Genomic DNA, 26560 nt, shown 5'->3' with positions numbered 1-26560 from the left:
CAACAATTAGATTGCATACAGTAACAAACCTTATCTAGGACTTCTAATTTGTTAAACTGCCTGGGATATTTTTAATATGCCTCTCAACCGCTTTCAATGAATTTGATGGGAAAATTGACAACTTATGAAGAATCAAATTATAATCTGAATGTTTTAAAGAGTATGGAGATTAAGGTCAGGTCTATGGGAATAATAAGTGGTTGATATAGGAATCCTTGAAACTTTTTTATAAAATTAGGTTATCAAAAAAATATGTTATTTCAAGCAAAACTTATGAACATTGTACATATTTCTTAGAATCAGCAAATACCCCTTTCTGCAAAAATTCCAGTACAACAATTCAAAAAGCCAGTTACCTAGGAGGAACTGGCTAATCTGATATTCATTATACTACACATATTATTAATAATTGTGGTGAAAAAACGACACCAAATTACAATAGCTCTTATATCTAGTGCATAGTTGGCGTTTTTCACACTCTTGTCTATTATTTATTCCTTTTTAAAGTAAACTTTCTTCTAATGTTTTCATTTGAAAGAAATATCCTTGTTTGTTCAAAAGCTCTTGGTAGGAACCGTATTCTATAATATTTCCTTGGTCCATTACAATAATTAGATCCATTCTGTCTAATCCTTGCAGCCTATGACTGATTAGTATTAAAGTATCCTCTTTTGCATATTCGAAAAGTCGCTGATAAATACTTTGTTCTGTCAGTGCATCTAATGATGAAGTGGGCTCATCTAATAACCACAGATGTCCTTTCTTTAGGAAAGCTCTAGCAATGGCTAATCGCTGTTTTTCTCCTCCTGAAAGATTTTCACCGTTTTCTAATACTTGCTGATCTAATGAAAATTGTTCAAGATTTACGTTAGTTAAGGCAGCTTTCAACTGATCATCTGTAAGTTCAGCTCCAGCTAATTTTAGATTTTCTCGGATGGTACCATAAAAGAAATGATTTTCCTGCAACACTACCTTTGCTTGTTCCCAGATTGCTTCGCCTGCAATACTTGCTGTATCTTGTTTATCCCAGAATACTTTACCGTTTTGAACTTGTAGTAACTTTAAGGCAATTTGCAGTAATGTGGATTTTCCAGAACCACTTGCACCTACAATTGCTACTTTCGATTTAGATGGTATCGTTAATGAAAGATTAGGAATTGTTGTCCGCCAATCGCCTTGGTGTGTAAACTGGATTTCTTTAAAGTGTAGTGATGGGGCATTATCCGGTAATTTAAATATAGTCGCCTTAGTCTCATTAACCTGTATGTCTGGGTCTTCTACTACATCATATAAACGCTTGGAAGCATTACTGCTTTCTTGCATATAGATTGGAAAGACGGCCATTGGTGCTGCAGGCTCAAAGACAGTAAGGGAAACCATGACTAGCATTGCCAAAAATATCCCTTCTAATGTACCATTCGTAACTAAATATGCTCCAAAGGCTAAGACAAACCAGCTGACTACAAAGGTAATAAATCCATTAAACGATTGACTGGATATTTTATTTATATTTTCAGCTTTTTGTTGAGCAATATAGGCTTCTGATTGACTTATTAAATGATTTTGTTTTATTTGTAATTGTTGAAATAACTTTAAATCACGAAAGCCAAACATCATTTCTGTTATATATGTGGATAATTCACCACGTTCATTTCTAACTTTGCCATTAATCTTCACTTGTCTTAAGGTAAATAGCGCTGGAATAAGGACGGTGGTCAATAAAAATCCAATTAAAAGGATTACAGCAATCTCCATTGAATAGAAGCTAGCAAAGAAAATGGTACTAATAAAAACAAGAAATAACACCATTGGTGGGTAAAAAACTCTCAGAAAGAAATTTTGTAAACTTTCTACGTCTCCAACTACACGTGCTAGTAAATCTCCACTTCTATACTTTTGAAAAACATTTGGAACAAGTGGAGTTAATTTTCCAAAAAAAGCCACTCGCAAATTACTTAAAATGGTAAATGTTGCTCTGTGGGAATAAAGACGCTCTCCGTATTTTGCCCCTGCTTTAACTAGACCTAATAATTTTACAGTTGATGTTAATACAATTAATGTATAAAAGGGAGGGGTTAAGGCCGATTTAGAAATAAGATAACCACTTGCTGCAAATAAACCTACACTACTAATTCCAGCAATAAAGCCACAGATAACCGCAATAACGATATCTTTTTTCTCTATTAAAACTAGTTTAATTACTTTTAGCAAAGCGCTCATTGTTTAGCCCCCCCTTTTTGAATGGTAACAATTTTTTTATATGCTGGGATATTCTCAACCAAGTATTCATGCGTACCAGTTGCTGGTAACTGCCCATTCTCTAGATAGAGAATCTGATCTGCATTTTTAATGGTATGCAATCGATGTGCTACCGTTATAACAGTCGCCTTTTCACTTAGCATTTCAATCGATTGCTGCAAGATACTTTCCGTAGCAAGATCAAGTCCTCGTGTTGGCTCATCAAGTAAAACTATATTCGGTTTTTTCAGAAAGGCTCTGGCAATGGATACCCTTTGTTTCTCGCCGCTAGATAATCCCCTGCCTGCTTCCCCTATTTCTGTTTGAAACCCTTTTTCTAAAGATTTTATAAGTGGTAAAAGCCCAGCCAATCTTGCAGCCTCTTCTATAGCTGTTTCGTCTACCTTATCTGTAATCCCCATTGATATATTTTCAGCTATCGTACCAGAAAAAATATAAGGGTGTTGTGAAATGTAAGAGATCTGATTTAACCAGGAAGCTTCTGTATAGTTAGTCAGCTCTCTACTATTAATTTTAACTGACCCATGATCTGGAGTTATCATTCCTGCCAATATGTTAAGTAAAGTAGATTTCCCTGTTCCACTTGCACCAACTATGGCAATCTTTTGTTTTGGCAAGAACGTAGCAGTGACCGGCTTTAATTGAAAGTCCCCAACAGGATAGGTATATCCTACTTGATCAAGGAATATAGTTGGAGGAACATCCTGCTTTGGCAGCTCTTCTTTTCCCCATAACAACAAGTTTTCTTGTTCCTCAAATTCTTCTAATACTTTTTTCGTCGCTCCCATACTTGCTCTGCCATTATGGAATGTTGTTCCTAGTTCTTTTAATGAAGTAAAAAACTCAGGAACTAATATAAGAATTAAAAAGGCCGTGAAGAATGACATGTTTTCATAAATAATCATCTGTATAGCCAATTCCAGTGCAACAATTCCTATACTTAGCATAGAGATAAGTTCCAGTGCAAAGGATTGTGTAAAAGCTATCTTTAATATATCAAGAGTTGTATCACGAAAACTTAAGCTACTCTTTTCTAATTCGTCTTTTTGACGCTTTATTTGGTCGAATAACTTTAACGTAACAAGCCCTTTTAATGCATCTAAAAAGTTACCAGAAAAAGAAGCTAGTTTTTCTAACTTCTCTTCTGATTTTTTTTGCGTTTTAATTCCGATGATAATCATATAGATCGGAATAAAAGGAGCGGAAACTAATAGTATTAAACCTGAATTGATATGTTGTGTAAAAATGATTATTAGCACTAAAATCGGTACAAAGGTGCTCTGCATCACTTGCGGAATAAATTGACTATAAAAGCTATCCATCTCATCCACACCATCAAGCAGCATACTAACCTTTTTACCTGTTTGCCCTTTTTCTGCTAACTGAATAGAGCTACCAGCATATTTCGTTAATAATTCTTTACGCGTAGCATTCTTTACATCGCTCGCAATGGAAACACCGATACGTTTACTTAGATAATCAGAACTAGATCTAATCAATAGTATGAATAATAATAGGATTAACCATGGTATAACTGCTGAAAAGGTTTGATGATTCAAGAAGACACCATCCACTATATTCGTCATTGCGAAAGCCTGTGTAATAACGGCTATACCAAGTATTAATGTTAATCCCATTAAAAGAAAAATTCTTTTTTTATATAACCAGATGGTCTGCTTTAATTTTTGCATAATCAATTCAGCCCTTTGTTCAATCTCATTATTTTTTACCCTTCGCGTAATCTGCATCAAATAAGAACAGACGCATTAACAAAATCAGGGAAGGAACTAATAATAGCAGTCCAGCTATAAATGCAACAATAAGTGCAATTCCCATCGAAGGATTTGTAACACTATTTTCTATACTGATTTGCGGATATAGTAAATATGGAAACTTGGCCATGCCGTATCCAAAAAAGGCAAAAAGAAATTGCAGCATAATCGCTATAAAAGCAACACCATAATACTTGCCAATATACAATAGACTAATCGCAATTAAGAAAAATGCCATCGATAGACCAAAAACCCACCATAAATCAATCATATTTTCGTAATTTTGCTGATTGCGCTGACTTAAAGCTATCATGGTTGTAAGTGCCATAATAATGGTTGGTGTTGCCCAAAAAAGTGCCCATTTTCTTACTAAATGAAGTGCCGGTATATCATTTGCTCTTGATGCATAGTACGTTATAAAGCTCGCACTAATAAACAGGACAGAGACAATAGCCAAACCAACAATGCTCCAAGCCAATGGACTAGTAAATAACTCAAAGTATTTTAATGATACGTGTCCATTTTGTTCTGTAATGAATCCGCCCTCAGAAATCGTTAAGGCAACCGATAGAGAGGCTGGGATAAATAGCCCTGTTGCACCATATAGAAACATATAAATATTACTTTGTTTTGACCCATAATTTTCAAAAGCATAAAAGGAACCGCGAATAGCTATCAAAATGATGGCAAAACTTGCGGGTACAAGTAATGCTGATCCATAGTAATAGGCTGTTGATGGAAAGAATCCAACAATACCAACAAAAAAGAATACTAAAAATACATTTGTTACCTCCCAAACTGGAGATAAATAACGTGAAATAATTTTATTGATAATGTGATCTTGTTTCGTAACTTTTGCATAGTAAGCGAAAAAGCCTGCACCAAAATCTATGGATGCCACTATTAGATATCCATATAAAAATATCCATAATACACTAATCCCAATTACTTCATAGCTCATTTTTTATCCCCCTTATTAAGTTCAGGGTAGTATTTCTCTAATTCGAGTTCCACAGGCTTATCTTTAAATAATTTCCTTAAAGTAAGGACAAATAGGGTTCCAAGCACTAAGTATAGTGCTAAAAATAAGAAAAACATGTGAACAATATAGGGAGATTTAGTTGCTGCCTCTTCCACTGTCATATATCCTCTTAAAATCCATGGCTGTCTGCCCAGCTCTGCAAATACCCAGCCAAATTCGACTGCTAACATCGCAAGTGGACCACCTAAAGCGAGTAACCATAATATAAACTTGTTGTGGACATCCCATCGTTTAAATCTACTTAATACTAGATACAAGGACGAAACCCCTAATAAGAATAATCCAATCGAAACCATCAAATCAAACAAATAGTGAATGATTAATGGTGGTCGTTCTCCTTCTGGTGTTTCCTCAAGCCCTATTACCTCACTCGTAAAATCACCATTTGCTAAAAAGCTTAAAAAACCTGGAATTCGGATCGCCCCAACTACTTCATTATCTTCATTTAACCATCCGAAAAGAACAAGATCAGCATTACCCTCTGTTTCAAAGTGCCACTCTGCAGCTGCTAATTTTTCTGACTGGTACTTGGCTAGGTATTTTGCTGACAAATCTCCACCTAATGCAGTTAGCAAAGAGAACACAACCATAGAAATAACAGTCATTTTTAATGCTTTCTTATGATATTCTGCAGCACCTTTCTTTTTTAAGAGTGCAAACGCAGCAAGGGCAGCTAAAATTGCAGCAACTGTTAAATATGAACCTCCTAAGACGTGAAAGACTCTTGTGGGAGTTGATGGGTTTAACATGGCTTGCAATGGATTTACTGCAGTAAACTCACCATTCACCATGGTAAATCCGTCTGGTGAATTCATAAACGAATTCACTGTACTAATGAATACCGCCGACATACCTGCACCGATAATGACAGGTAAAGATAATAACCAGTGTGTATATTTCCCTTTAAATCGATCCCAAGTATATAAATAAATCCCCAGGAAAATTGCTTCAAAGAAAAATGCAAAGACTTCCATAAACAGCGGCAATGCAATCACATTGCCGGCAAGCTCCATAAAGTTTGGCCAAACTAAAGATAACTGTAGGGCTATAGCCGTTCCCGTAACCACCCCAATAGCTACAGATATCACAAAACCTCTGGACCAACGTTTAGCTAATAATTCATAATGTTTGTCTTTCTTCTTAATACCAATAAATTCAGCTAACGAAATAAATAATGGTACACCTACGCCTAAAGTAGCAAAAACAATATGAAAAATTAGTGTCATAGCGGTAATTAATCTACTTATTGTAACTGTATCAAACTCCATTTTAAAGCCTCCTCAAATGTTAATTTATGTGAAATTCTGAACAAGTTTTTGTATACTTATATACTCTTAAACAATAGATTGTCTGGTTTAAACATTTATCATTAAAGAACTTTTACACATATTTATCAATACCTTGTTCATATAACAGGATTTCTTTCTTTATAAGAACTATAGATAATCCTTATACAACTATCAACCATTCTAATCATGTAAATGATAGATTGTATTTTTCTATTTTCACTATGTATACAATGTTATCATGGAAGTATATAAAAAAATGTGTACAAATAGTGTACGTTTTGTGTACAATTCCGTAAGGGTATTTTTACCACTAACTTCCGAAACCCTCAACTTTACAAAAATTGAACTCCTAAACTCCAAAACGGCATAAACAGCAAGAGCATCATTAGAGACTGAAATCAAAAAGATTATGATAGTGTTCTATTTTTATTTTTACTCAAACAAAAAGGATCCAATCCTAGTTCCTATTTAATTAATAAAAAAAAAGGATTTCCCCTTTTTTTGCTTACTTTGCAAAAGTTTGTTACCAAATCTGACATTCACTTCTCTTCTTTAGTTAAAATCCATTCCCTTTTGATTGTAGAAGTATAGAGACCTTGTGTCCTCTCTATAGACAATGTTTTATCCAATGCCTTGTTTCCTATGCTTGTAGAGTCTTATTTATTTTGCCTATTTTAACAAGCAAGATAATAAAATAACTGTTAGAACTATTAAAATTAACTTTTCTAATTGTATATGAAAATGTATTAATATAAACACTGATTCAAGACTAAATTCCTAATGCAACTTTTAAGTTCATATGGTTCTCCTAGTGCTTCTGCATAAGATAATTGAATTAATAATGTTCTATTAGTAATTTTTTAGCAACCCTTGATTCCACCATAACTCTATCAAGTGGTTTGTACCTAAGGTCATACTCCTAAAGCATTGTTCCAAACTTAACGCCTGTCTTGATCCAATAGAATATGACTACAAAGCTTTCTTAACCAAGACTGTCACTTAATAGAGATTTCCATTCTGATACACTATCTGCAGTTGTCTTAGAACTCGGTTCTATGTGAATGAGAGTCCGAATGCCACCAGTTAGAAACATACAGACATATAAATTTGATAAAAGGAAACTATTAAATTTTTGTTGATTAACTAAACTATTGATCCTTTATGCCGAAACAATATAAGGTTCTATACCTTACTAAGGGCCTTAAGAGGAAAGCTCTCACACACTTACTTCGCTTTTCTTTTAGGGCCTATATTAGCATGGAATTCATATAATTTTAAACCACGGGTTCTATACAAACATAAGGAAAGAATATATACCTTCATAAACAATTCGTTTAATTGAGGATTGCTGTCTTTATTTATAAAATTAACCACCGTATGGCAGCCTAAATTATTCATGGAAAAAGCTACTTTATCTTTAGCTTTACAGTGAATGCAAGTTTACCTGCTAATGGTTTTCCATAATATTTCATAAACCGTTACATAGCCTAGTGTGCTAATTCCAGCTCCCATGAACATAGTTGTTATTTTTGGTGATGCAATGTTTAACTCCATCCCTACATACACATTGATTGCTAGTGCAGCCGATAACATAGCGCATAAAATCCAAAAAATGTTTATACCGGCTTTTGAAATTAATAGAGAAGTCATCAAAACCATCCCTTCTGGGATATTATGAGCCAATGTTACTTTCAAAAGGGAAGTATCAGTTTCACCAATATTAATTCCAAGAGCTATACCTGTAGGGATACTGTGGATGAATAAAGCGAAGAATAATAAAAATATAACTTTCATATTTTGTATACCGTTATACTTTATGTTATGAGTATATTTTTCTACAAGCACAATAAAAAAAATACCTACAGAACTTCCTGCCATTAGACCAAGGATATCATATCTAGCTATGGCTTCAGGAATAAGTTCAAATCCCAACATTCCAGCTAAAACTCCACCGCCCAAAAGGGGCAAAAAGTAATATTTATCTCTCAAAAAAGGGAATAATATTCGAATGAGTCCTCCCCCTAGTACTATCCCCATAAAAACTAAACTCATAATGATTAAACTGACCTTAATTTCTACAGACATTCCACGCCTCCATATAGAACTAGTTTTAACAAATATATTCAGAGGTAAAATTCTATATTCCCTTAGCTTATTGTTTTAATTAATATTTTTTGAGTCCAAATTAATATTAAAGAGTTTAATCGTATAAGATAGGTTAACGAATAACTTATATAGCATTAGAAGATATACACTCTACATTATTTCATTATTTTACGAATGATTTTAAACCTTTGGTACAAAATATGTGTGTAAAATCTATTGTAGAGAAGAGGGATATTAATGGAAAATTGGTTTTCTATTGTTCCGTTTGTCATCGCCGTATTTGTGGCAATGACAACCCGACAAGTATTAGTTGGTCTAGGATTGGGACTTCTAATTGGCTCATACTCATTAAAACCCGGAATCTTTAACTCTTTGTCTAAAATGAGTGATTATGTGTTTATTGCCATTTCAGATAGAGACAACCTTAGAATCATCATTTTTCTATTTGTTTTCGGAGGGCTTGTTGGTATGATGCAAGTTGCTGGAGGCATTAAAGGATTTGCAAAAACAGTACAGAAGCGAATTAAAACCGAGCGAAGCGCCTTAATCGTTGCATGGTCTACGATTCTCGTCACCTTTATGGATTGCGAGTTTAGGATTATGACTACTGGACCAGTTATGAAGGCTGCAAAAACATCCGTTGCCATTACGAGGGCAAAGCTTGCATATGCAATCGACGTTTCCACCGTTCCAGTAATTGTCCTAATGCCTGTGGCCACAACTTACACTGGATATATGGTTTCTGTTGTAGGAGGTTCGTTAAATCAATTAAATATTAACCGATCTCCTTATCAGCTTTTTTTAGCAAGTATCCCTTTTAATTTTTGGGCTTTGTCAATAGTGACAATCGGTATATTTGCAGTACTGACAGGGCGATATATTGGAAAAGGAATTGATTCAAATAATGGTCATAACGTGTCTGAAATTGAAGAAGAGATTCACAGGGAAAGTATTGAATCCGAATTAGAAAAGGTAGAACCAAAAGCGATGAACCTTATTTTACCTTTACTTTTACTTCTATCTAGCACATTTTATCTAATATGGCAAGATGGTTTACATAAGGGAGCAAACTCGTTCTTAGATGCAATGCAACAAGCTGATGCAACGCAAGCAATGTTAATTGCCCTTTTTGCGACAGTCATTTTTTCTTTATGTTTGTTCCTTCTACGAAAGGAAAAAATCTCTGAATTAATGTTTCATTTCATTGATGGCGGAAACCAAATAATAATGGCTATCATACTATTAGTACTCGTTTGGGCACTTGCAAATATGGCGGAAGACCTTGGGTTTTCCAGCTTCATAACAGGAACAGCAGGAACCTTTTTGTCAGGGGCTTTTGTACCGGTAGCAGTTTTTTTATTTGGTTCGCTTATAGCTTATTTTATAGGTTCATCTTGGGGTACATGGGGTCTTTTAATGCCTCTAGCAATTTCATTAGCAGAAGCTACCGATGCTTCACTGCCACTGGCGGTGGCAGCAGTGTTTGCCGCAGGATCCTTTGGTGACTTCACTTCGCCCTTAGGAGAGACAACCGTCACTACTGCTTCAGTTTTTGATTTGCCCGTTGTTGATTATGCTAAGGCCAAATCCGCTTCCTCTTTCGTAGCATTGGGTGTCTCAACTATTTTGTTTGTAATTGCCGGCTTATTTTTTTAAAGTTAGGGTTCCGCCAACAACCACATATGTTAGCGGGATTCTAATTATAACTAACTAATTGGCTGAATTATTCTTTTTAACAGTCTAACTTCAAAGTAGAGCAACTTTCCTATAATATTTTAAATTAGGTCCTTTTTTGGTTTCCTTATATTTACATGAATAATCACAATAAATTTATACCTTCAATAGTTTTAGTGTCCAGAAAGGGATAGCACACCAGTATGAGTGGTAACATATCTTGTTTTGCATATATCCCAAATGAAATTACTACTACAAAAACAAGTCCAGCTATACCCTACTCTTAAGACATAACTCCCATTATATGCAATTAAAGGATAACAGAAGAACCAATAGCGCGATTACAGCTGAAGAATGCAAAAAAATAATAAAGCCTTATAGCAGCATCAATGAATGCAACAAATCAGTTACCGTTACAAACATTTCCTCTATCCATAGACCAAAAGAAACTGGTTCAGGTCATTGCTCCTAAGCAAAATCAAATAAATTTATTCCTTTTACGACTCCAAGTTTTGCAGACATAGAAAAAAATAGCCATTAAGTTTAAAAATATCACAACCAAAAAAGTAACATAGCGTATAGATATACTCTCCAATATCGTCTCTAAGTTGCCCGGACATAAATGCCCGATCGAGGAATGTCAACAACTTCTATATCCACGCGTTTTGCCACCTAAATATCATGAGCATATTTTTCTAATGTCTTCTATTTTAATGATTCTGCATCCATACTTTTCATCTTTTATCCATGGTGATATACCTAATTAAATAACTAGAAAAAAATTACTTAATTCCATTAACTCAATATTAAAGTTTTGATTATTGCAATTCCTATTAAAGAATAAAAACATAAAATTTACTAATCTAGTATAAATTTTTATTTTCCTGGCTATCCTTCATATATAGAGGGAGTTGAGAAGTATGAAAAAATTAATTCTATTATTTTGTTTTTTCTTATTAATAACTTTAACAACAAATGAAGCTAAAGCTTTTTACCAAGATAATGAATTAAGTCAAATTACACAAATTGCAAAGCAAAACAATATATTTATTAATAATTGGTCTATGTATATTAAAGAACCTATTAGGAAATATTCTGATATGAAAGATCTTGATAGGACAATAGATGATATTAAAGACACTGAAAAAGATTATAGTTGGTCAAAAAAGAAATTTGTGAAAGATTACTATAAAATTGAAGGCAAGAAAAAAACTTCTATTGCAGACCTAGAGGAGAAAGTTCTAATCATTATATACTCACAGAGCGGTAAGTATAATTTAAGTGTCACCTATGATATAAAGGGCAAATGGGATGAAACTAAATGGCCAGCAATCTTCAATATGTATAAGAATAAAATAGAGGATTATTCGGCGTTTTATACCGTCCAAGGAACAAAAAATATTAATCAATCTTTGTATACTGAAGCATCTAAACTATTAACTAATTTTTCAGGAGAAGAAATACAAAGTCTAAATGAAACAAAATTCGTTTCTCTATCCGCATATACGAAACGCTGGGAGAATAAACTCCCTCTTGGTGATAACCAATACATGAACCTCCATATTGCATACAGAGAAACTAGTGAATCTACGAATCAAGTAAAAGTAACAATTGGAACACCTATTATCACTTCCGAGTATTAAATAGCAAATACGAGATATCGCATAATCAGACACTTCTTCGTTTTATTATCTTAACTTTTCATACGTAGTTTCCATAATGCAATTAAAATAAAAATTAAAACTGTTCCTGTATTACTTAATACTACCATCCAAAGCTTTACCACCCTTGAAAAATTAATATATGGAAATATTGGAGTTCAAAATAAGTATTGGACCTAGCTCCATTCCTTGATAATCCTGTGCTTTAGCTACGTGATGATGTTTAGCGATATACATACCAATTACGATGGTTTAAGTTGTGAAATCTAAGCTAATGTATGATTTTGGTTATGATTTATGTGAAATTCTGAGTAAAATTTTTTGTCCCTTTTAGCTTGCCGGCTCAAGACACAATTATCTTAAAAAGAGGACTTGTTTTAAGATAATTTTTAACCAGGGATTATCCCTTTTAGAAATACCGCTTGAAGGTCATTTACGCTTCCTTCAGCATCATCGTTCTTTTTTATATTCATATCATTATCTTGTCTGGAAGTATTTTTACTTTAAATAATGTGTTTTAAAATTACTCTTTAGTATGACAAAACGTTCTAAATTGCTGTAGCTACTTAAATAAGAGACAGATTCTTGATAAAAGTAGATAAAAGCATAACTATAATCTCCTCTCACTGAAAGAAAGGCTCTTAATCATTCACTACTATCCTTATGAAGAAAATTACGAAATGCGCTCGTCCTTGTTAAATACAGTAAGTGATACAAGATTACCTGCCAAAGGGTTTTTCTTTCTCGTTATAATTTCAAACTTAACAGTATTTAATGATTACACAGTTAGGATTCCTCTCTTTAAGGAAAACTTCAAAATAGAATAACCAAAATATAAATCAGAAAAGAAACTGAATTTTTTTCCGATCTTTATTTTGGCTTTTTTAAAGGGCAAAGGTCCTTCCCTACAACTACTTATTGATTTTTCCATTCCAGTTCAATTGTTGAATGGGTAATGTTCAGGTCAGAAGTGACGTCCCGTACAGACTTCTTAATTACCTCACAATCACTCAGGCGGTTTCCTGTGACACAAAGGTGTGCATTTAAGGCAGTTTCTTCTCCATCGATGGACCAGATATGCAATGAAGAAACCGAAACAACCCCCTGTATCCTTTCAATTTTCGATTGAATTTCTTTTATATTAACGCCATTTGGTACACCTTCTAAGAGTATCTTCATGGTTTTAATCAAATTTCGTACAACATTAATTAAAATAAACAAGGCTATCGCAAGAGACAAAATCGGATCAAGAATATGAATATCCTTAAACAACAAAACAATACTGACCATTAAAACAGCTGCCCAACCTAAAACGTCTTCTATCATATGCCAGGAAATAACACCTTCGTTGATGGAGTTCCCCTTGTGCAGCCGAAAAGCGGCAAATCCATTTAAGAGTACTCCTACAATGGCAAACCAAAACATTCCCTGCGCATTGGAATGTACCGGATTAAACAACAGAGGAACGGCTTTAGAAATAATAAAGACGGATCCCCCAATTAAAACCAAAGAATTAATTAATGCACCAAGGAGAGAGAATCGCTTATAGCCAAAAGAAAATTGTTGATCCCCTTTCTTATTAGAAAATTTTTGGAGAAACCATGAGAGCCCCAACGAAAGAGAGTCTCCTAAATCATGAACAGCATCCGACATAATAGCAACACTGTTAATCAAAAAGCCGCCAATAAATTCTAATAATGAAAAAAGAAGATTAATCCCAAAGGCCAATTTAATATTTTTTGCAGACGCATGAGATTTTTCCATTTACTTTCTCCTTTCATTTCTAATTCTTGTTTTTCAAATAACATTCTTATTAATGTCTTTTACCTTATTTTATAAGTATTAAACTAATCCACTTGTTCATATATGCAAATAGGATTAAGGTAGGTAAATTCTCCTATTGGAAACAAAATCGAAACAATATTCATTAGCTTTGGTTTTTTATATAATTGATTAACCTACAAACTTAATTTAGATATGTCAAAGACTTTTTTGGATTTATAGAGGTAACTATTAATGATTGTGAAAATACTGAATTAATCTTAATAATAGATTTTTCTATAGTCAATCGTAAAGAAGCATTAAAGTATATAGAGAAGTTAGGCAGCCTAGCAGCCTATGATAACCCATCTCTTGATCAGTTGCGTTTAAACTAACAGGTGGTACGATTGAAGAATATGACGGGCAAATTGACCTGATGCCTCCCCTTTTATATACTGGGTATTGATACTAAAAACTACATCCAATTTGGCATAAACCTTTTATCTGAAGGTCATAATGAACTTGTACCATTTAGAAATGGTGACTTTGTGAGTCCAACCATATCAGCAATTGATGAAAAATTTTACAATTCAAGGAAAGGTAATACAGGATGAGCAAACCATTGAGGCAAAAAGGCTTCTAGATAAGGTCACTACCACCCTTTCTCTTTCCGATAAAGTAGTAAATGGTGATCCTTTTAAGATTTTATACTCCTAAAAACTGTAAACCGATAAATCCTAATGATTACTTTTATACAAGAACTGATAATGATAACGAATAAATTTCATATCCAACAGAAAGAACCTATCCAGTAACTTACTGGATAGGTTCTTTCTGTTAGATGAAATTTAACTTTGGTATTTGATATTATTAATTTGCTTGTTTTAATAATTGATTTATTGTAATAATTAGTTCTTCGTCGTCATGTCTATAAAAATTCTCTGACCCTTTTCTACACTCAATATATTTTACATTTGTTAAATAGTTTACTTGATTAGATATCATAGAATTAGACATTTTCAGTCTGTCAGAAATCTGATTTATTGTTAACTCTTTTTTATATATCAAAGATAATATTTTTATTCTTGTTGGATTTGTAAGTACTTTACAAACACGTGAAAGTCCCTTTATATTTTCGTCAGATAACAAAGAGTTGATATCTCTTTTCATTTACTTATCCACCAGCTTTCTAAAAAATAAATTAGAATGCATTGCTATATTCTTAAATGCGCACTCATTCATATAAAAAGAATATCCGATAATTATCATATTTGTCAAATCACTATGCCAACCGATTTTATATAGTAGGACAACTAAAAAAATATAATTTTTCTAAAATAAATCTGTTTTTAAAGAAAAATAACATCCTATTAGTAGATATATTGAAAAAAGCGAAACGCTTTTTTCAATATTCGTTAATGAATTCTAAAGCAACAAAGTACTGACCTATTTTTAGGTCTTGTATAAATTTAATGTTGATGATCATGCATAGGTTTATTTTTCACTTGGCATAAGACCTCATTTTCATGGTTATGCTCGCTAGTTTCCAATTGAATTGTTACATGGGTAATTCCTTTATGCTCAAGTTCATGTTCAATATCACGTAGAATAATTTCGCCTTCTGCAATAGTTAATTTACTGTCTACAACAGCATGGCAAGAAAGTGCATTTAATCCACTAGTAATCGTCCATATGTGTAAATCATGGATTTTAATTATACCCTTAGTCCCCTCAATTGTCGTAATGATATCTTTAACATCTATATCTTTAGGAGTTCCCTCCATTAATACATGGACAGCGTCCTTAGTAACATAATAGCCACTTCTTAGGATAAGTAGTGCCACAATTACACTAGCAAGAGGGTCAGCCCATCCCCAACCAAAAAACATTATTAATAAAGCAGCAATTATTGCTCCTACTGAACCAAGCATGTCGCTAATGACATGTAAATACGCCCCTCGCATATTTAAGTTATGTTCCGTATCTCCGCTACGCATCATTATCCAGGCTACCAGTATATTGACCAATAAACCGATAAAACTGATTAATAGCATTCCTGTTGTAGCCACTTCAGGTGGATTAGCAAACCGTTCAATTGCTTCATAAAGTATAAAAAGAGAGATCAGTATTAATGTTACTCCATTTATTACTGCAGCAATAATCTCAAAGCGTTTATAACCGAATGTCTTACTATGGCTTGCCGTTCTTTCTGCTAATTTAAATGCGATAAGGGCAATCATTAAAGAGATAGAATCACTTAACATATGGCCTGCATCTGATAATAACGCTAAGCTGTTTGTTAAAAATCCTCCAATTGCCTCAATAACCATATAAATAGTAATAATACTAAAAGAAATCAATAAAACTTTCTTATTTGACCCACTTGCATGATTATGGGAATGGTTATGTCCGTGTCCCATTGTTCTTCCTCCTTATGAACTTTATTTAATCCTGTATCTTGTACCATGTACTTTTCTTAAAATCACATTATTTAAAGTGTATCGTTAGAAAGAAAAAAACACAATTCAAGTATATGACCATATATTCATATTAATAATAAGCTTATTTCCTAAATAAGTCAAAACTTTTCAAGTAGATGAGAATTTACATTATTACATTTCTTTCCTACTTATCAATAATAACTTATGTTTTACTCATAATATGGTTTACAATGTATCTTGCATCGTATCCAACTCCTTGAAGTAAGGATGATCCCCTTCTGTACTGCCACGGTAAGCCAATAAAATATAATCCCATTACGTTTGTGACACCTCGTTGATGAATTATCTTACCTTCTTTATTATATATTTCATTCACCTTCATCCAAGGTAATGGATTTTTAAAACCTGTAGCCCATATAATATTGTTTACTCTTAAGGATGATTGATCTTTAAAAATAATTCGGTCCTCATTTATTTCGATTACCCTTCCTTTGATAACTATTTTCTTTTTTCTAATAGTATGCTTTAAATCGTATCCAAATATTGGATCACTCTTACTCTGGATGAATCTCCCTAACCTAGTGTTAAAATCTTGTTTTAATAAACCTATTTTATCAAACCACCAAAAAATACTTTTTCTAAGTAATATTAATGGTAGATACAATAACTTTTCGCCATGTGATAAATAAGTCTCTTTTTCTTTAGACAATTCTACAGCAATCTGAGCACCGCTATTCCCTCCACCAACAACTAAAACATTACCATCTGCAAGTTGCTGAGGATTTTTATATTGCGATGAATGTATTTGAAATATCCCCTCTGATAATTTTCTTGAGAAAGACGGAATTTTAGGTGTTTGAAAAGGTCCAGAGGCAACAACAAGGTTTTTCGCCATATATTCTTTATAATTTGTTTTCACTACATAATAGTCGTCTTGTTTATAGGCACTTATTACTTCAACACCTAATTTAATTGGTATGTTAAACTTCTTGAAGTACTTCTTTAAATAGTTTGCGACTTCATCTTTTGTTGGAAAACCATGTTTATCTCCTTCCATTTCCATTCCCGGAAGAGAATTATACATACGTGGAGTGAATAAAATTAAAGAATCGTATCTATCCCTCCAACTTGACCCTATTTCTGACCTCCTTTCAAGAATAACGACATTTCGATTTAATTTGTTCAAATGATATCCAATAGAAATACCAGCTTGACCAGCCCCTATAATTAAAGTATCATACATATTTAACTCTCCTCTCTTTATATGATTATACATTCATATAATCATATATTTGAATTACTTTAGAAAATCAACTAAATATACCATATTTTTCAAACACAAACACATCTATTTATTTTAAAAAAATTTAATAACAAATAATGTTGACTCTGACTCTGCTTTATTACATATTTTAAACTTCCGGAAATACATGAATCAAAACAAAAAAAGTTAAATCACATAAAATACTTTCTTAATAGACATAATTATTAAAGGAAGAAAAGCCTACTAATAATTTTGCCATAGAGAAGAGAAAGTAAATAAAATAAAAACGAATCCCACTAAGCAAAGAAGTATTTAAAAAAGAAGTTAATGTTATTTTAATTAAAATTAATAACATAACAATCTTCCAAAAATTATTATAATAAAATACATGGATTGTATAAATGTTTTATATTTAGAAAAACTAATATTTCTATGCACTGGAGAAAGAAATGAAAAACTTTACAAAGGACTTATCACTACAAATACTAAAAAATGAGATTAGTGTAGAAAAACTTTTGACTCAATATCCGGAATATAAAGGAGAGGTTTTAAAGGAGATAAATGCCATAATAAATTCAAAAGATTCTAATATAATTAACACAATAATTGAAAAATACACTTTAAATGCAAAAATAGCTAGTAAAAAAATTGCAAAGAGTGGGTATAACGAAAAAACATTAAATGCCTTTATGCCCTATATAATCAAAGCCCGATTTGCCATATTTTTGTTACAAAGGCTTATCTTCGCTTCTTCTACAAATAAAATAAAAAACAAAACACGGTTAAATATATGGGACGGATTTATTTTACAGAAGCTCCTATTTGAAAAAGATTTAATAAGGAAACCAGTCTCATTAGGTTTATTTACGTTCTTTTAGAAATTCATTGTAAATAAACAAGTTTTACTACCTCTTGTGAATGAGAGAGGAATTTATTGTTTTTATACAAAACAATTAATTAATAATCTCTCAACTATATTAGACGGTAAATATTGTGTAGAGATTGCAGCAGGGGATGGTACATTAACTAAGTTTTTGAAAGACAAAAATATTAACTGCATAGCCACAGATGACTTCAGTTGGGATTATTTTATAAACTATCCCGATTTTGTTGAAAAAGCTAATGCAAAAGCTGCTCTTAATAAATACAATCCAGAAGTTGTCCTATGTTCGTGGCCCGTTCCTAATAATTCATATGAGAAACACGTTTTTAAAACTAAATCAGTTGAATTATATATTGTAATTGGTACAAAAAACCCTAAAATTACTGGCGATTATGATGCCTATTATAACACTGCGTCTGAAAATTTCACTATGGAACTAGATGAACGATTGTCTTCTCTCATTTTACCACCATCAGAAGATAATGCTGTTTATCTCTTTCGCCGAAAAAAGAACTTTAATTAATTCTGCTATACTATAAATTGCTAACAATTAGAAAGTAGAGTACTTTTCCTTTTTATGTAACTTTTGAATAGCGTTGTATTTCCATGTAACGAACTTGGTTTAATGTAGCCTCCTTTCTAGCTCTTCTAACTTTTTTAGAATGCATTTTCAACAAGTTGGCGTTCGCTTTTTCTTTCAAGTCGTTTCATTTCCAGTTTAAATTTTTCTTCCCTTAACTCCTGTTCCTCTTTGTTTCTTCTTTTATCTTGAAGTCCACTGAGCCATTAATTGATATTTCTTCACCCACTGATATACTTGTTGATAAGAAACCCCATAGATGTCTGCGGCCAGGTGATAATTCTTATTATGTTCAAGGCAATATAATACGATTTGGTTTCGTTCTTCTAGTTTTGTTTTCGCTGTGCTATGGAGTCTTCCTTCCCTTTCGGTGAATTTTTCAGTCCTCTATGATATTATAAACTTTCACCCATTTTCGTAGTATCGTATCAGTAGAAATATGGTATTTAGAGATTATCTCAAAAAGTGAATAATCCCCAGTTAAATAATCTCTCTCTGCAGAGTCTCTTTTAGTAGCTTACTATACTTTTAATTTAATCTCTTTAGGTCATTCACTCCATCAATCTCATACTTTAGTCTCCATCGTTTTAAAGTGTGATAAGTAATATTGTATTTATTACATAGTTATTTGATGGAACAATCTCTAACCTCATATTCTTTAAGACCTCGAGTTTAAACTCGTAAGAATTTTCATACAAAAAAGCCCCCCTTAATTCTGTCTAATTTAATAGGAGTATATCATTCACTGGAATAATGCCCTCTTTCTTCATATATTTAGACTCATACACTCATTTATTAAAACTTAAAATATTTTTATTCATAGAATAGTATTAAATTTCCTTCGCAATATAAAATGGTTACATGAAAGTTCTTTTAACACTTTTGAAACCAATTTAATTCCTAATCCTTCTTTGCTATATAAACTATGAATAACTATATCTTCTATATAGGCTCTAGAGTTCCCATCTGACACTGCTCTTGCTAAGCCAATCAAAGAGTCGTCCTTCCAAGCACCAACGGTCAGTACTTTATTTAATTTATCCTCTTTATCTTGAAAAACTCTCTCCTCTAACAACTCCGAATTCGTATAAAGTTTTATAATATCTTCGTAATCAATTGGTCTTTCATTACATGTCATTATTCTCACAATTACATTACTCCTACAACTATTTATTGGAGTGAAACACACTAATTAGTACTTATCAACAACTGCTCCAATGCTAGTTGCCTTCACATACGATTGTGTTTTTCTAATTTAAGTAAAGCTCCTTTTGTTCAGATTACAACAATTCCAATAATTATTCCATCTTTTTGTTGTAAGCTTAATTGATTATAATCGTCTTTGTTTTTTCTTTAAACAGTTTAGAAAATCTGACTTGCTATTTATTTTTGATAAACTCATTGCTTTCCCTAACTCAGAAGAATGTTCATAAATTCCAAACATAAATTTACCACCCTCTGGATAATCTCGTTCATCTTTTTTACCACAATCCTTCTACAAAAATACCTTGTAGTTATAGTTGGTTCCGCTTATTATCCCCGATAGAACAAATGCTAGTAAGTATGCTTGGGAAATTACCGATAAAAATGATATTATTGCTATTACTAGTAAGGGGCCTGATCCATATACAGAAGAATTTATGTTACTTTCCAAAACTGATGCAGAAACGATAAAATATTTATTTGAATTACGGAAAGACCTTAGTACAGCTGAAAATATTTAATATGAGAAATTATAATTAATGAATTGCATATTAAATTTGGATAGCTATAAATAGTATAATTTACCCGATGGATACCCAAAATATAGTTCATGGGAACTTTAAAATTGATCTTTGTATAGGATATTTTGAAAAAAGTTCAGGCAGAATAAGAAGGTGTTTTCTGTAATATAGGAGTCACCTTCTTTATATTCTATAACAACTGAAAGTTGGTATAGTTAAATCGACCTGAATAATCTGTTTCTTTAGGCTACCGTTCGTAAAGTGATCTAAAATTAATACTAAATTTGGTAATATACTTCCACTTACCTCTTCATTTCACTTTCTTCATGTTCAAGAATGTGAGAGTGGTAAATGATACCTGAATTATATAATTCCAATGTAAATTTTATTTTTTGGTCAGTTTTAATTGCTGTATCTTTGTATCTTGAAGGCTTTGCTAGTGGCTCTTTTCTCTTGTAATATAATTGCATTTCATCGTTAAATTGTCTGTCTTGAAATACTAACTGGAAGTCATTCCTCATATTCATCTGGGTTTTGTGCTCCACATTACTTGAATAAAAAAAATTAAAGGAACTTTTTTTGAACTAACAAAAAGTCAGGATTTAGTAAGATGTTATTATTATCTGCAACTAAATTTTATTTTTACCTAACCTAACTACACATCTCAGTTTAGTTTCCACTCTGTATCAAAATTTCCACTCGTCTGTTTTTTTCTCTTCCTTTTTCAGTTGTATTTTTCGCTATTGGATTATATTCACCATAGCCTTTTGCACTAAAATTACTTGGATTTAATTTATCATTCTCTAATAGAACTTTCATAAAGTTGACTGCTCTTGAGACGCTTAATTCCCAGTTAGAATTGTATTGAGCATTTTTAATAGGAATATTGTCTGTATGGCCACTAATAATGATATGTCTAGATGGATTTATGATTAAGAGATTTGATATTTCTGAAACTAATTCCTTATCTTTATCGCTGATTTCCGCACTTCCTGATGTGAAAAGTATATTATCCCTAAATGTAACCAGAAGTCCTTCATTTGTTAAGGAAGTTACCAACTTGTCTTGAAGATTATGCGCCTTTATATAAACATTCAATTTCCTCTGGACACTAATTAACTCTGTCTCATCCTTTTGCTTACTTTTCTCAGTTAATTGTTGTGTTGTAAGCTCGTCTGAATAATCCTTTTCAGTTTGCTCTTCTTTATTGTTATTTTCATTATAACTGTCTATTTCCTCTTTATTCACAAGTATTGAGCTTGGGTTATCAAAAATACTTGTACCACCTTGAAATTCTTTGTTAAATACTTCAGTTAAATCGGCAAACTTTTTCTGATCGACAGAACTCATTGCATAAAGTACGATAAACAATGCCAATAATAGAGTAAGTAAATCAGCATATGGTACAAGCCATGATTCATCTACATGCTCTTCATGATAGTCTTTCTTTTTTTTTGTCTTGCTCATTACATCACTCTACCTCCCACCTGAAAAATATTCCTTTTAGGTTTCTAATTAAGCAAATGTATAGGTCCCCCCTCGCTAAAACCTAAGACATCTAACGCGATTTATCCAACTATTTGTTGGATATAATTAGTTTTTTCTACCTTCCAAACAATAGCCTAATTATTCCATCCAAGAATTTAAAAGATCGATAAACATAAAGAAATTAAGCAATATTTAGAATATAAACTTTAAATACCCTTAGATAATAATAGGCTAGTGGCAAACATTAAAATAATTAGTAAAATTTCGCACTCTAAAATTCAATGCAATGTACTCGATATAATTTTGAGAATATAGCTATGAAAATTCAAAAAAATTATAAACATCTAATCAGCACTAAAATAGTATATAAAGATGATACTTTCATGTTTAATAGAAATGTATTAGAACGGTAAAATATCTATTCCTAACAACTTATGGATAAATTATATTTAAAAATAATGATAATAAAAAACTTAATCAATGTTATTTAAGTAGTAACCGTATTCAATCCCAAAAGGGATTACAAATTACATATAATAAAAAATAGGTATAACAGAGGAAAATCAAGGTATTTATATTCATAAATACTTATAAACCAATAGCTTCTTTTTAACGTTTACTATTAACTTCTATTAAGTGTAATCACTTTTAGGATTACTCTAAGTAGATACTCATACTCGTTTTATATTTCGTTTTATATTTTCCTTTATTGTTGTGCCTCTACTTTCCTTTTCCCTTTTTATCTATAGAATTAATAACTATTCTTCGTCACTATCACCCCTTTTTATTTAATAATAGTATAATTTATAAGATTGAATTTTTTATCGAGAAAAAAACTATCTAGGTAACATTGGGTGCAAAAAAACACTTTATCTAGATAAAGTGTTTTTTTGTTATAATATAAAATAGTAAATTTAAATCTATATTAAGTATATACTGTGATATAAATCGAAACGCCATAAACGCGAACCGTACATACGGTGTTGTGAGAGGGACGAAAATAATACATTTATTTTCCCTCTACTCAATTCCTTAGCGGACCATAATACCAACCTGTTGTCCGTTTCCCCTGCTTGAACCACCTGACTATTCATGTGTGCTTAAACTGTTATATAAACTTAACTATTAAATTAATTTGTTTCCAGATGACAACCCTAAATCGAGAAAGAAGCTTTGCGTCTATTTGTTCAGTCACTTTTTTCATGTTTGTCACCCTGAAGTAGTTTATCCATCCATCTATTACTTGTTTCAATTTAAATATACGGTAGTCAAGGGAACAACAATAGAAGTGTGCTATATTTGAGAAAGTAATAAAAAAAGCATCAATAAAGTGAATTGACCCCCTAAATTTTAGACATCGTTATTTCATTAAGCAGCTTCTGGGGCATGACCGGTATTGTACGGGACCCATTTCCTTTAATTTAGCCTTTATTCATATGTAATTATAGAAGTAGTTCTCCTGTTGCTGTTTTAAATGGTCCATACTTTCAAACTCTTGAAGATAGAATAATTCTTACCGAGTTTAAGCTCAAGGTCTTAAATGAATATCAGGTTAGAGATTGTTCCATCAAAGAACTATGTAATAAAAATAACTAACTTCTCATAATTAAAAACGACAAAATTATGAGATTGATGGAGTGAATGTTCTAAAGTGATCTCATAAAAAGTACAGTAAGCTACTAAAAGAGACTGCCGTTAAAGATTGTTTAACTGAGGATTATTCACTTTTGGGGATAGTCTTTAAATACACTATTTCAACTGATACGATACTCCGAAAATGGGCAACCATAGGTTTCTGCGGCTAGGTGATAATTTTTATTATGTTTTAAGGTAATTGAATGAAATCTGGATTCGTTCTTTGAATGTTGTTTTTCGCTTTGTTATGAGTCTTTCTTCTTTTCCGGTGAATCTTTCAGTTCTCTATGACTATTATAAATTTCAAGAAATATTAAGCTACTAGTGGCTCAAATAATCTTTAAAACAAACGAATGAAAAAACAATTAAATGGTTTTAGTCCAATAGAATATAGGGCTGAGCAGCTTAAATACATTTTTATTTTTTCCACTGTCTACTTGATGGGAGGGCAGTTTATACTAACACTTTCGCCCTAAATTTATTTATTCTATATCGTAACCTTGATTATCGATAGTTTTTTAATCTCATCTAATGTACTTCTTTATTATTAAACTCTACATCAACCGTTCCTTTATCAGAATAAACCTTAACTTTTGGTACACCTCTGAGCTCTCCCACGCAACCTTCTATCAAATTTACACAATGACCACAAGACATACCTTTTACGTTTAAAATAGTTCTTTCCAAAATAACATCTACTTTTATTTTCATTGATTTTTGTATAGTTAGAAGTACTTCATGTAATACTTCCATGTTACCTTCTTGAATTCCTTCAACTACACACTTTTTAAAAGACCATCAAGAAGAATTTTAGCGACACTGTTTATAGCTGCTTGGGTAGCTGAAATTTGTAATTATATCATCACAATAAGTAGCTTTCTCAATTAGATCTTTTATACCCCGAATATGACCCTTACTTCAATCTAATTATAATACAAGATTTTGTTTCACTGTATCTTAATGATGACTTTTTTGTTCAGTTGAGATACAATGTGTACCCTCATTAAGCAGGTGTTTTATTCTTCCGCATCTTTTCCCTTTGACTTTCCACCGATGTTTAGAGAATAGGATTTTTAACTTAAATATACCTATTTCATAATTAAGGGTTCTTTAAAAGGAGTATAAGTAAGGAATTTTTATGTAAGGATAGAAAACATTTCTTCAATTATTAGAGATACAATCTGGAATGTCATCACCAAACTGGACAACTTTTATAAGGCCTGTTTTTTGTATTCTACTGGCGTTAAGTAACGTGTCCCATGAATTCGAATATGATTAACCCAATGAACATAATCATTCAATTCCAATGCGAGCTGCTCTAGAGAGCCGAAGTGTGCTCCATTTGCGAATTCCGTTTTAAAAACTTTGAACATTGCTTCAGCGACAGCGTTATCATAGGGACATCCCTTCATACTCAAGGATCGATGAATCCCAAATGTTTCTAAAGCCTCAGAAATGAGGTTATTATCAAACTCTTTTCCTCGGTCTGTATGAAACAGCTTAACGTTATGTAAATTACCTTTAATGCTGGGTAATGCTCGATACACAAGGTCTGCGTTCTTATTAGGACCAACACTGTGCCCAATAATTTCTCGGTTAAAAAGATCGACAAATAAGCATACATAATGCCACTTTTTCTCGACTCAGACGTATGTTAAATCACTTACAATGACAGCTAATGGCTCCTCTTGCTTAAACGGTTGTTGTAACTCATTTTTGATAGGTGCTTCATTACTCGTTTGTTTATATGATTTATACTGTGCCACCGTATAATTAGAAACTAATCCAAGTTGTTTCATGATTCGACCTATTCGACGACGAGAAACAACCCTTTTTTATTTCGCTAATTCTACTTTGAGTTTACGCGTACCATAATTATTCCGACTCGCTTTAAAAATTTGTTGAAGTTCATAAGAAAGCATCCGTTCTTCTCTTTTATGGGATTCATTTTCGCGCAAGGTGGTTTGATAGAAGTAGGTACTTTTAGGAATTTGAAGGACGTTGCAAATTGCTGATACTGAATATTTGTGCGTGTTATTGCGTATCACATCTATTTTCGTCCCATGATCAGCTCTGCTTGCTTTAATATGTCATTTTCCATCATCAAGCGTTGATTTTCTTTGCGTAGCTTTATTAATTCATTCTCTTCTTCTGTACGATTATCTTTCGCAGAGAAGGACCCTGTTTCTTGATGGTTTTTAATCCAACGATCTAGTGCGGATGGTGTGATTTTGTATTCTCGACAAATATCCGCCCGAGTCTTTCTGTTTTCATATAGCTTTACTAATTGAAGTTTAAATTCGGCTGTAAAAGTTCTGCGTTGACGTGGCATAGTACCAAGCTCCTTTAGGTTAGTATGATAAGTGTACTAGCCCTTATATTTTCTGTCCAACTTAGTGTAGCCGATTCAATCACTCTGATGAATGTCTTTGGCTTAATAAACTAATAAGTGCTCAAGTCTGTGAAGTATTGTGCAAATATCTGTAAATTTGTAAAACCACTTTAAGTTAATTGGGAAAATTCGGTCACCATTTTTCTTAAGGTGGTTTATAATAAATATTCATAACAACAACACGATATAATTTTTTATAAACTTAAAAAAAGTAGTTATTACTTAATAATTAAGAAGCCATCTGACGACATGCTTCTGCACATTTAAAACATGCTTCTGCACATTTTTTACAGTGATCATGATGACTATGTTTTTGACATTCTGCACCACATTTTTCACATATATTTGCACATAATTCGCAAATTTCAGCTAAAGAAGGACTGTTTGATAGCATGGCTTGAGCTGCTAAACTACAGATATCAGCACAGATTCTATCCAAACGAATGCAATCTACCATCATTTTCACATCATCTTCTTTTAGACATGCATCTAAACAGATGTTACATTCTTTCAAACACTCTAAACAAGCTTTAACACATTCCTCATAAGTCATACTCATAATAATTTTCCTCCTAAAAATTTATTTTAC

The 26560-nt window shown here is 32.4% G+C and carries 21 protein-coding genes and 2 pseudogenes; 6 read left to right on the top strand and 17 right to left on the bottom strand.

Annotation, left to right across the window (positions count from 1 at the left end; genetic code table 11):
* Positions 1-501: 501 nt before the first annotated feature.
* The 5 genes from cydC to MKX82_RS28105 form a co-directional block, all read right to left on the bottom strand.
* The gene (cydC, locus tag MKX82_RS28125; RefSeq protein ID WP_341081972.1) at positions 502-2220 is read right to left on the bottom strand and encodes a thiol reductant ABC exporter subunit CydC; all 1719 of its coding nucleotides are present in this window, start codon (positions 2218-2220) and stop codon (positions 502-504) included.
* Positions 2217-3950, bottom strand: coding sequence for a thiol reductant ABC exporter subunit CydD (cydD, locus tag MKX82_RS28120; RefSeq protein WP_341081970.1), 1734 nt, complete (start codon positions 3948-3950; stop codon positions 2217-2219). The genes cydC and cydD overlap by 4 nt, the downstream gene beginning before the upstream one ends.
* 28 nt (positions 3951-3978) lie before the next feature.
* The gene (locus MKX82_RS28115; RefSeq protein ID WP_127739823.1) at positions 3979-4992 is read right to left on the bottom strand and encodes a cytochrome d ubiquinol oxidase subunit II; all 1014 of its coding nucleotides are present in this window, start codon (positions 4990-4992) and stop codon (positions 3979-3981) included.
* The gene (locus tag MKX82_RS28110; protein ID WP_127739824.1) at positions 4989-6341 is read right to left on the bottom strand and encodes a cytochrome ubiquinol oxidase subunit I; all 1353 of its coding nucleotides are present in this window, start codon (positions 6339-6341) and stop codon (positions 4989-4991) included. The genes MKX82_RS28115 and MKX82_RS28110 overlap by 4 nt, the downstream gene beginning before the upstream one ends.
* Before the next feature lie 1461 nt (positions 6342-7802).
* Positions 7803-8447, bottom strand: a complete 645-nt coding sequence (locus MKX82_RS28105; protein ID WP_127739825.1) for a hypothetical protein — start codon at positions 8445-8447, stop codon at positions 7803-7805.
* A 258-nt stretch (positions 8448-8705) separates the two neighbouring features.
* Between MKX82_RS28105 and MKX82_RS28100 the strand changes: the two genes are divergently transcribed.
* The gene (locus MKX82_RS28100) at positions 8706-10124 is read left to right on the top strand and encodes a Na+/H+ antiporter NhaC family protein (RefSeq protein WP_127739826.1); all 1419 of its coding nucleotides are present in this window, start codon (positions 8706-8708) and stop codon (positions 10122-10124) included.
* A gap of 938 nt (positions 10125-11062) precedes the next feature.
* The gene (locus tag MKX82_RS28095) at positions 11063-11785 is read left to right on the top strand and encodes a YwmB family TATA-box binding protein (RefSeq protein ID WP_127739827.1); all 723 of its coding nucleotides are present in this window, start codon (positions 11063-11065) and stop codon (positions 11783-11785) included.
* A gap of 933 nt (positions 11786-12718) precedes the next feature.
* On the opposite strand, the gene MKX82_RS28090 is transcribed toward MKX82_RS28095, so the two are convergent.
* Positions 12719-13567, bottom strand: a complete 849-nt coding sequence (locus tag MKX82_RS28090; protein WP_127739828.1) for a cation diffusion facilitator family transporter — start codon at positions 13565-13567, stop codon at positions 12719-12721.
* 570 nt (positions 13568-14137) lie between these two features.
* Between MKX82_RS28090 and MKX82_RS28085 the strand changes: the two genes are divergently transcribed.
* A complete protein-coding gene (locus MKX82_RS28085; RefSeq protein ID WP_341081953.1) occupies positions 14138-14281 on the top strand; it encodes a hypothetical protein in 144 nt (47 codons plus the stop codon).
* Positions 14282-14434: 153 nt separating this feature from the next.
* Here the strand turns inward: MKX82_RS28085 and MKX82_RS28080 are convergent, their stop codons facing one another.
* The 3 genes from MKX82_RS28080 to MKX82_RS28070 all read right to left on the bottom strand — a co-directional run bounded on the left by MKX82_RS28080 (position 14435) and on the right by MKX82_RS28070 (position 17248).
* Complete coding sequence (locus MKX82_RS28080) at positions 14435-14734, bottom strand: ArsR family transcriptional regulator (RefSeq protein ID WP_127739829.1); 300 nt, start codon at positions 14732-14734, stop codon at positions 14435-14437.
* A 299-nt stretch (positions 14735-15033) separates the two neighbouring features.
* Positions 15034-15984, bottom strand: coding sequence for a cation diffusion facilitator family transporter (locus tag MKX82_RS28075; protein WP_341081950.1), 951 nt, complete (start codon positions 15982-15984; stop codon positions 15034-15036).
* A 223-nt stretch (positions 15985-16207) separates the two neighbouring features.
* Positions 16208-17248 carry a flavin-containing monooxygenase gene (locus MKX82_RS28070; RefSeq protein WP_341081949.1) on the bottom strand — a complete coding sequence of 347 codons (1041 nt, stop codon included), beginning with the start codon at positions 17246-17248 and terminating at the stop codon, positions 16208-16210.
* A 470-nt stretch (positions 17249-17718) separates the two neighbouring features.
* Between MKX82_RS28070 and MKX82_RS28065 the strand changes: the two genes are divergently transcribed.
* Both MKX82_RS28065 and MKX82_RS28060 read left to right on the top strand, forming a co-directional pair.
* Positions 17719-18147, top strand: a complete 429-nt coding sequence (locus tag MKX82_RS28065) for a hypothetical protein (RefSeq protein WP_341081947.1) — start codon at positions 17719-17721, stop codon at positions 18145-18147.
* A 36-nt stretch (positions 18148-18183) separates the two neighbouring features.
* Positions 18184-18675, top strand: a complete 492-nt coding sequence (locus MKX82_RS28060; RefSeq protein WP_341081943.1) for a hypothetical protein — start codon at positions 18184-18186, stop codon at positions 18673-18675.
* A 240-nt stretch (positions 18676-18915) separates the two neighbouring features.
* On the opposite strand, the pseudogene MKX82_RS30520 reads toward MKX82_RS28060, so the two are convergent.
* Positions 18916-19047: pseudogene (locus MKX82_RS30520) on the bottom strand (transposase); the annotation flags it as partial.
* A gap of 502 nt (positions 19048-19549) precedes the next feature.
* The gene (locus tag MKX82_RS28055) at positions 19550-19870 is read right to left on the bottom strand and encodes a GNAT family N-acetyltransferase (RefSeq protein ID WP_341082242.1); all 321 of its coding nucleotides are present in this window, start codon (positions 19868-19870) and stop codon (positions 19550-19552) included.
* A 382-nt stretch (positions 19871-20252) separates the two neighbouring features.
* On the opposite strand from MKX82_RS28055, the gene MKX82_RS28050 reads away from it, so the two are divergent.
* A complete protein-coding gene (locus MKX82_RS28050) occupies positions 20253-20456 on the top strand; it encodes a hypothetical protein (protein ID WP_341081941.1) in 204 nt (67 codons plus the stop codon).
* A gap of 669 nt (positions 20457-21125) precedes the next feature.
* Here MKX82_RS28050 and motB read toward each other — a convergent pair.
* From motB to MKX82_RS28020, 6 genes and pseudogenes are all read right to left on the bottom strand, one after another.
* A complete protein-coding gene (gene motB, locus MKX82_RS28045; protein ID WP_341081938.1) occupies positions 21126-21923 on the bottom strand; it encodes a flagellar motor protein MotB in 798 nt (265 codons plus the stop codon).
* A gap of 1129 nt (positions 21924-23052) precedes the next feature.
* Positions 23053-23241, bottom strand: coding sequence for a group II intron maturase-specific domain-containing protein (locus tag MKX82_RS28040; RefSeq protein ID WP_341082240.1), 189 nt, complete (start codon positions 23239-23241; stop codon positions 23053-23055).
* A gap of 866 nt (positions 23242-24107) precedes the next feature.
* A complete protein-coding gene (locus MKX82_RS28035) occupies positions 24108-24332 on the bottom strand; it encodes a cation transporter (RefSeq protein ID WP_445738869.1) in 225 nt (74 codons plus the stop codon).
* Positions 24333-24389: 57 nt separating this feature from the next.
* Positions 24390-24485, bottom strand: coding sequence for a hypothetical protein (locus MKX82_RS30515; protein ID WP_445738870.1), 96 nt, complete (start codon positions 24483-24485; stop codon positions 24390-24392).
* A 305-nt stretch (positions 24486-24790) separates the two neighbouring features.
* A pseudogene (locus MKX82_RS28025) lies at positions 24791-25911 on the bottom strand (IS3 family transposase).
* Positions 25912-26200: 289 nt separating this feature from the next.
* Positions 26201-26530, bottom strand: coding sequence for a four-helix bundle copper-binding protein (locus tag MKX82_RS28020; RefSeq protein WP_341081936.1), 330 nt, complete (start codon positions 26528-26530; stop codon positions 26201-26203).
* Positions 26531-26560: the final 30 nt, after the last annotated feature.

Origin of the sequence: Niallia sp. FSL R7-0271 (genome assembly GCF_038005785.1) — a bacterium.
Classification (GTDB): domain Bacteria; phylum Bacillota; class Bacilli; order Bacillales; family Cytobacillaceae; genus Niallia.
The sequence above is the reverse complement of the archived record's forward strand: the minus strand, read 5'-3'. Positions and strand labels throughout refer to the sequence as shown.

Excerpts from the sequence above, each read along its gene's own strand:
- MKX82_RS28085 (WP_341081953.1), top strand. The coding sequence starts at position 14,138 with ATGAAAAATTTTACAATTCAAGGAAAGGTAATACAGGATGAGCAAACC.
- MKX82_RS28065 (WP_341081947.1), top strand. The coding sequence starts at position 17,719 with ATGAAAAACTTTACAAAGGACTTATCACTACAAATACTAAAAAATGAG.
- MKX82_RS28090 (WP_127739828.1), bottom strand. The coding sequence starts at position 13,567 with ATGGAAAAATCTCATGCGTCTGCAAAAAATATTAAATTGGCCTTTGGG.
- cydC (WP_341081972.1), bottom strand. The coding sequence starts at position 2,220 with ATGAGCGCTTTGCTAAAAGTAATTAAACTAGTTTTAATAGAGAAAAAA.
- MKX82_RS28035 (WP_445738869.1), bottom strand. The coding sequence starts at position 24,332 with ATGGAAGTATTACATGAAGTACTTCTAACTATACAAAAATCAATGAAA.
- motB (WP_341081938.1), bottom strand. The coding sequence starts at position 21,923 with ATGAGCAAGACAAAAAAAAAGAAAGACTATCATGAAGAGCATGTAGAT.
- MKX82_RS28020 (WP_341081936.1), bottom strand. The coding sequence starts at position 26,530 with ATGAGTATGACTTATGAGGAATGTGTTAAAGCTTGTTTAGAGTGTTTG.
- MKX82_RS28095 (WP_127739827.1), top strand. The coding sequence starts at position 11,063 with ATGAAAAAATTAATTCTATTATTTTGTTTTTTCTTATTAATAACTTTA.
- MKX82_RS28075 (WP_341081950.1), bottom strand. The coding sequence starts at position 15,984 with ATGGGACACGGACATAACCATTCCCATAATCATGCAAGTGGGTCAAAT.
- MKX82_RS28110 (WP_127739824.1), bottom strand. The coding sequence starts at position 6,341 with ATGGAGTTTGATACAGTTACAATAAGTAGATTAATTACCGCTATGACA.
- MKX82_RS28055 (WP_341082242.1), bottom strand. The coding sequence starts at position 19,870 with ATGACATGTAATGAAAGACCAATTGATTACGAAGATATTATAAAACTT.
- MKX82_RS28105 (WP_127739825.1), bottom strand. The coding sequence starts at position 8,447 with ATGTCTGTAGAAATTAAGGTCAGTTTAATCATTATGAGTTTAGTTTTT.
- MKX82_RS28115 (WP_127739823.1), bottom strand. The coding sequence starts at position 4,992 with ATGAGCTATGAAGTAATTGGGATTAGTGTATTATGGATATTTTTATAT.
- cydD (WP_341081970.1), bottom strand. The coding sequence starts at position 3,950 with ATGCAAAAATTAAAGCAGACCATCTGGTTATATAAAAAAAGAATTTTT.
- MKX82_RS28100 (WP_127739826.1), top strand. The coding sequence starts at position 8,706 with ATGGAAAATTGGTTTTCTATTGTTCCGTTTGTCATCGCCGTATTTGTG.
- MKX82_RS28080 (WP_127739829.1), bottom strand. The coding sequence starts at position 14,734 with ATGAAAAGAGATATCAACTCTTTGTTATCTGACGAAAATATAAAGGGA.
- MKX82_RS28070 (WP_341081949.1), bottom strand. The coding sequence starts at position 17,248 with ATGTATGATACTTTAATTATAGGGGCTGGTCAAGCTGGTATTTCTATT.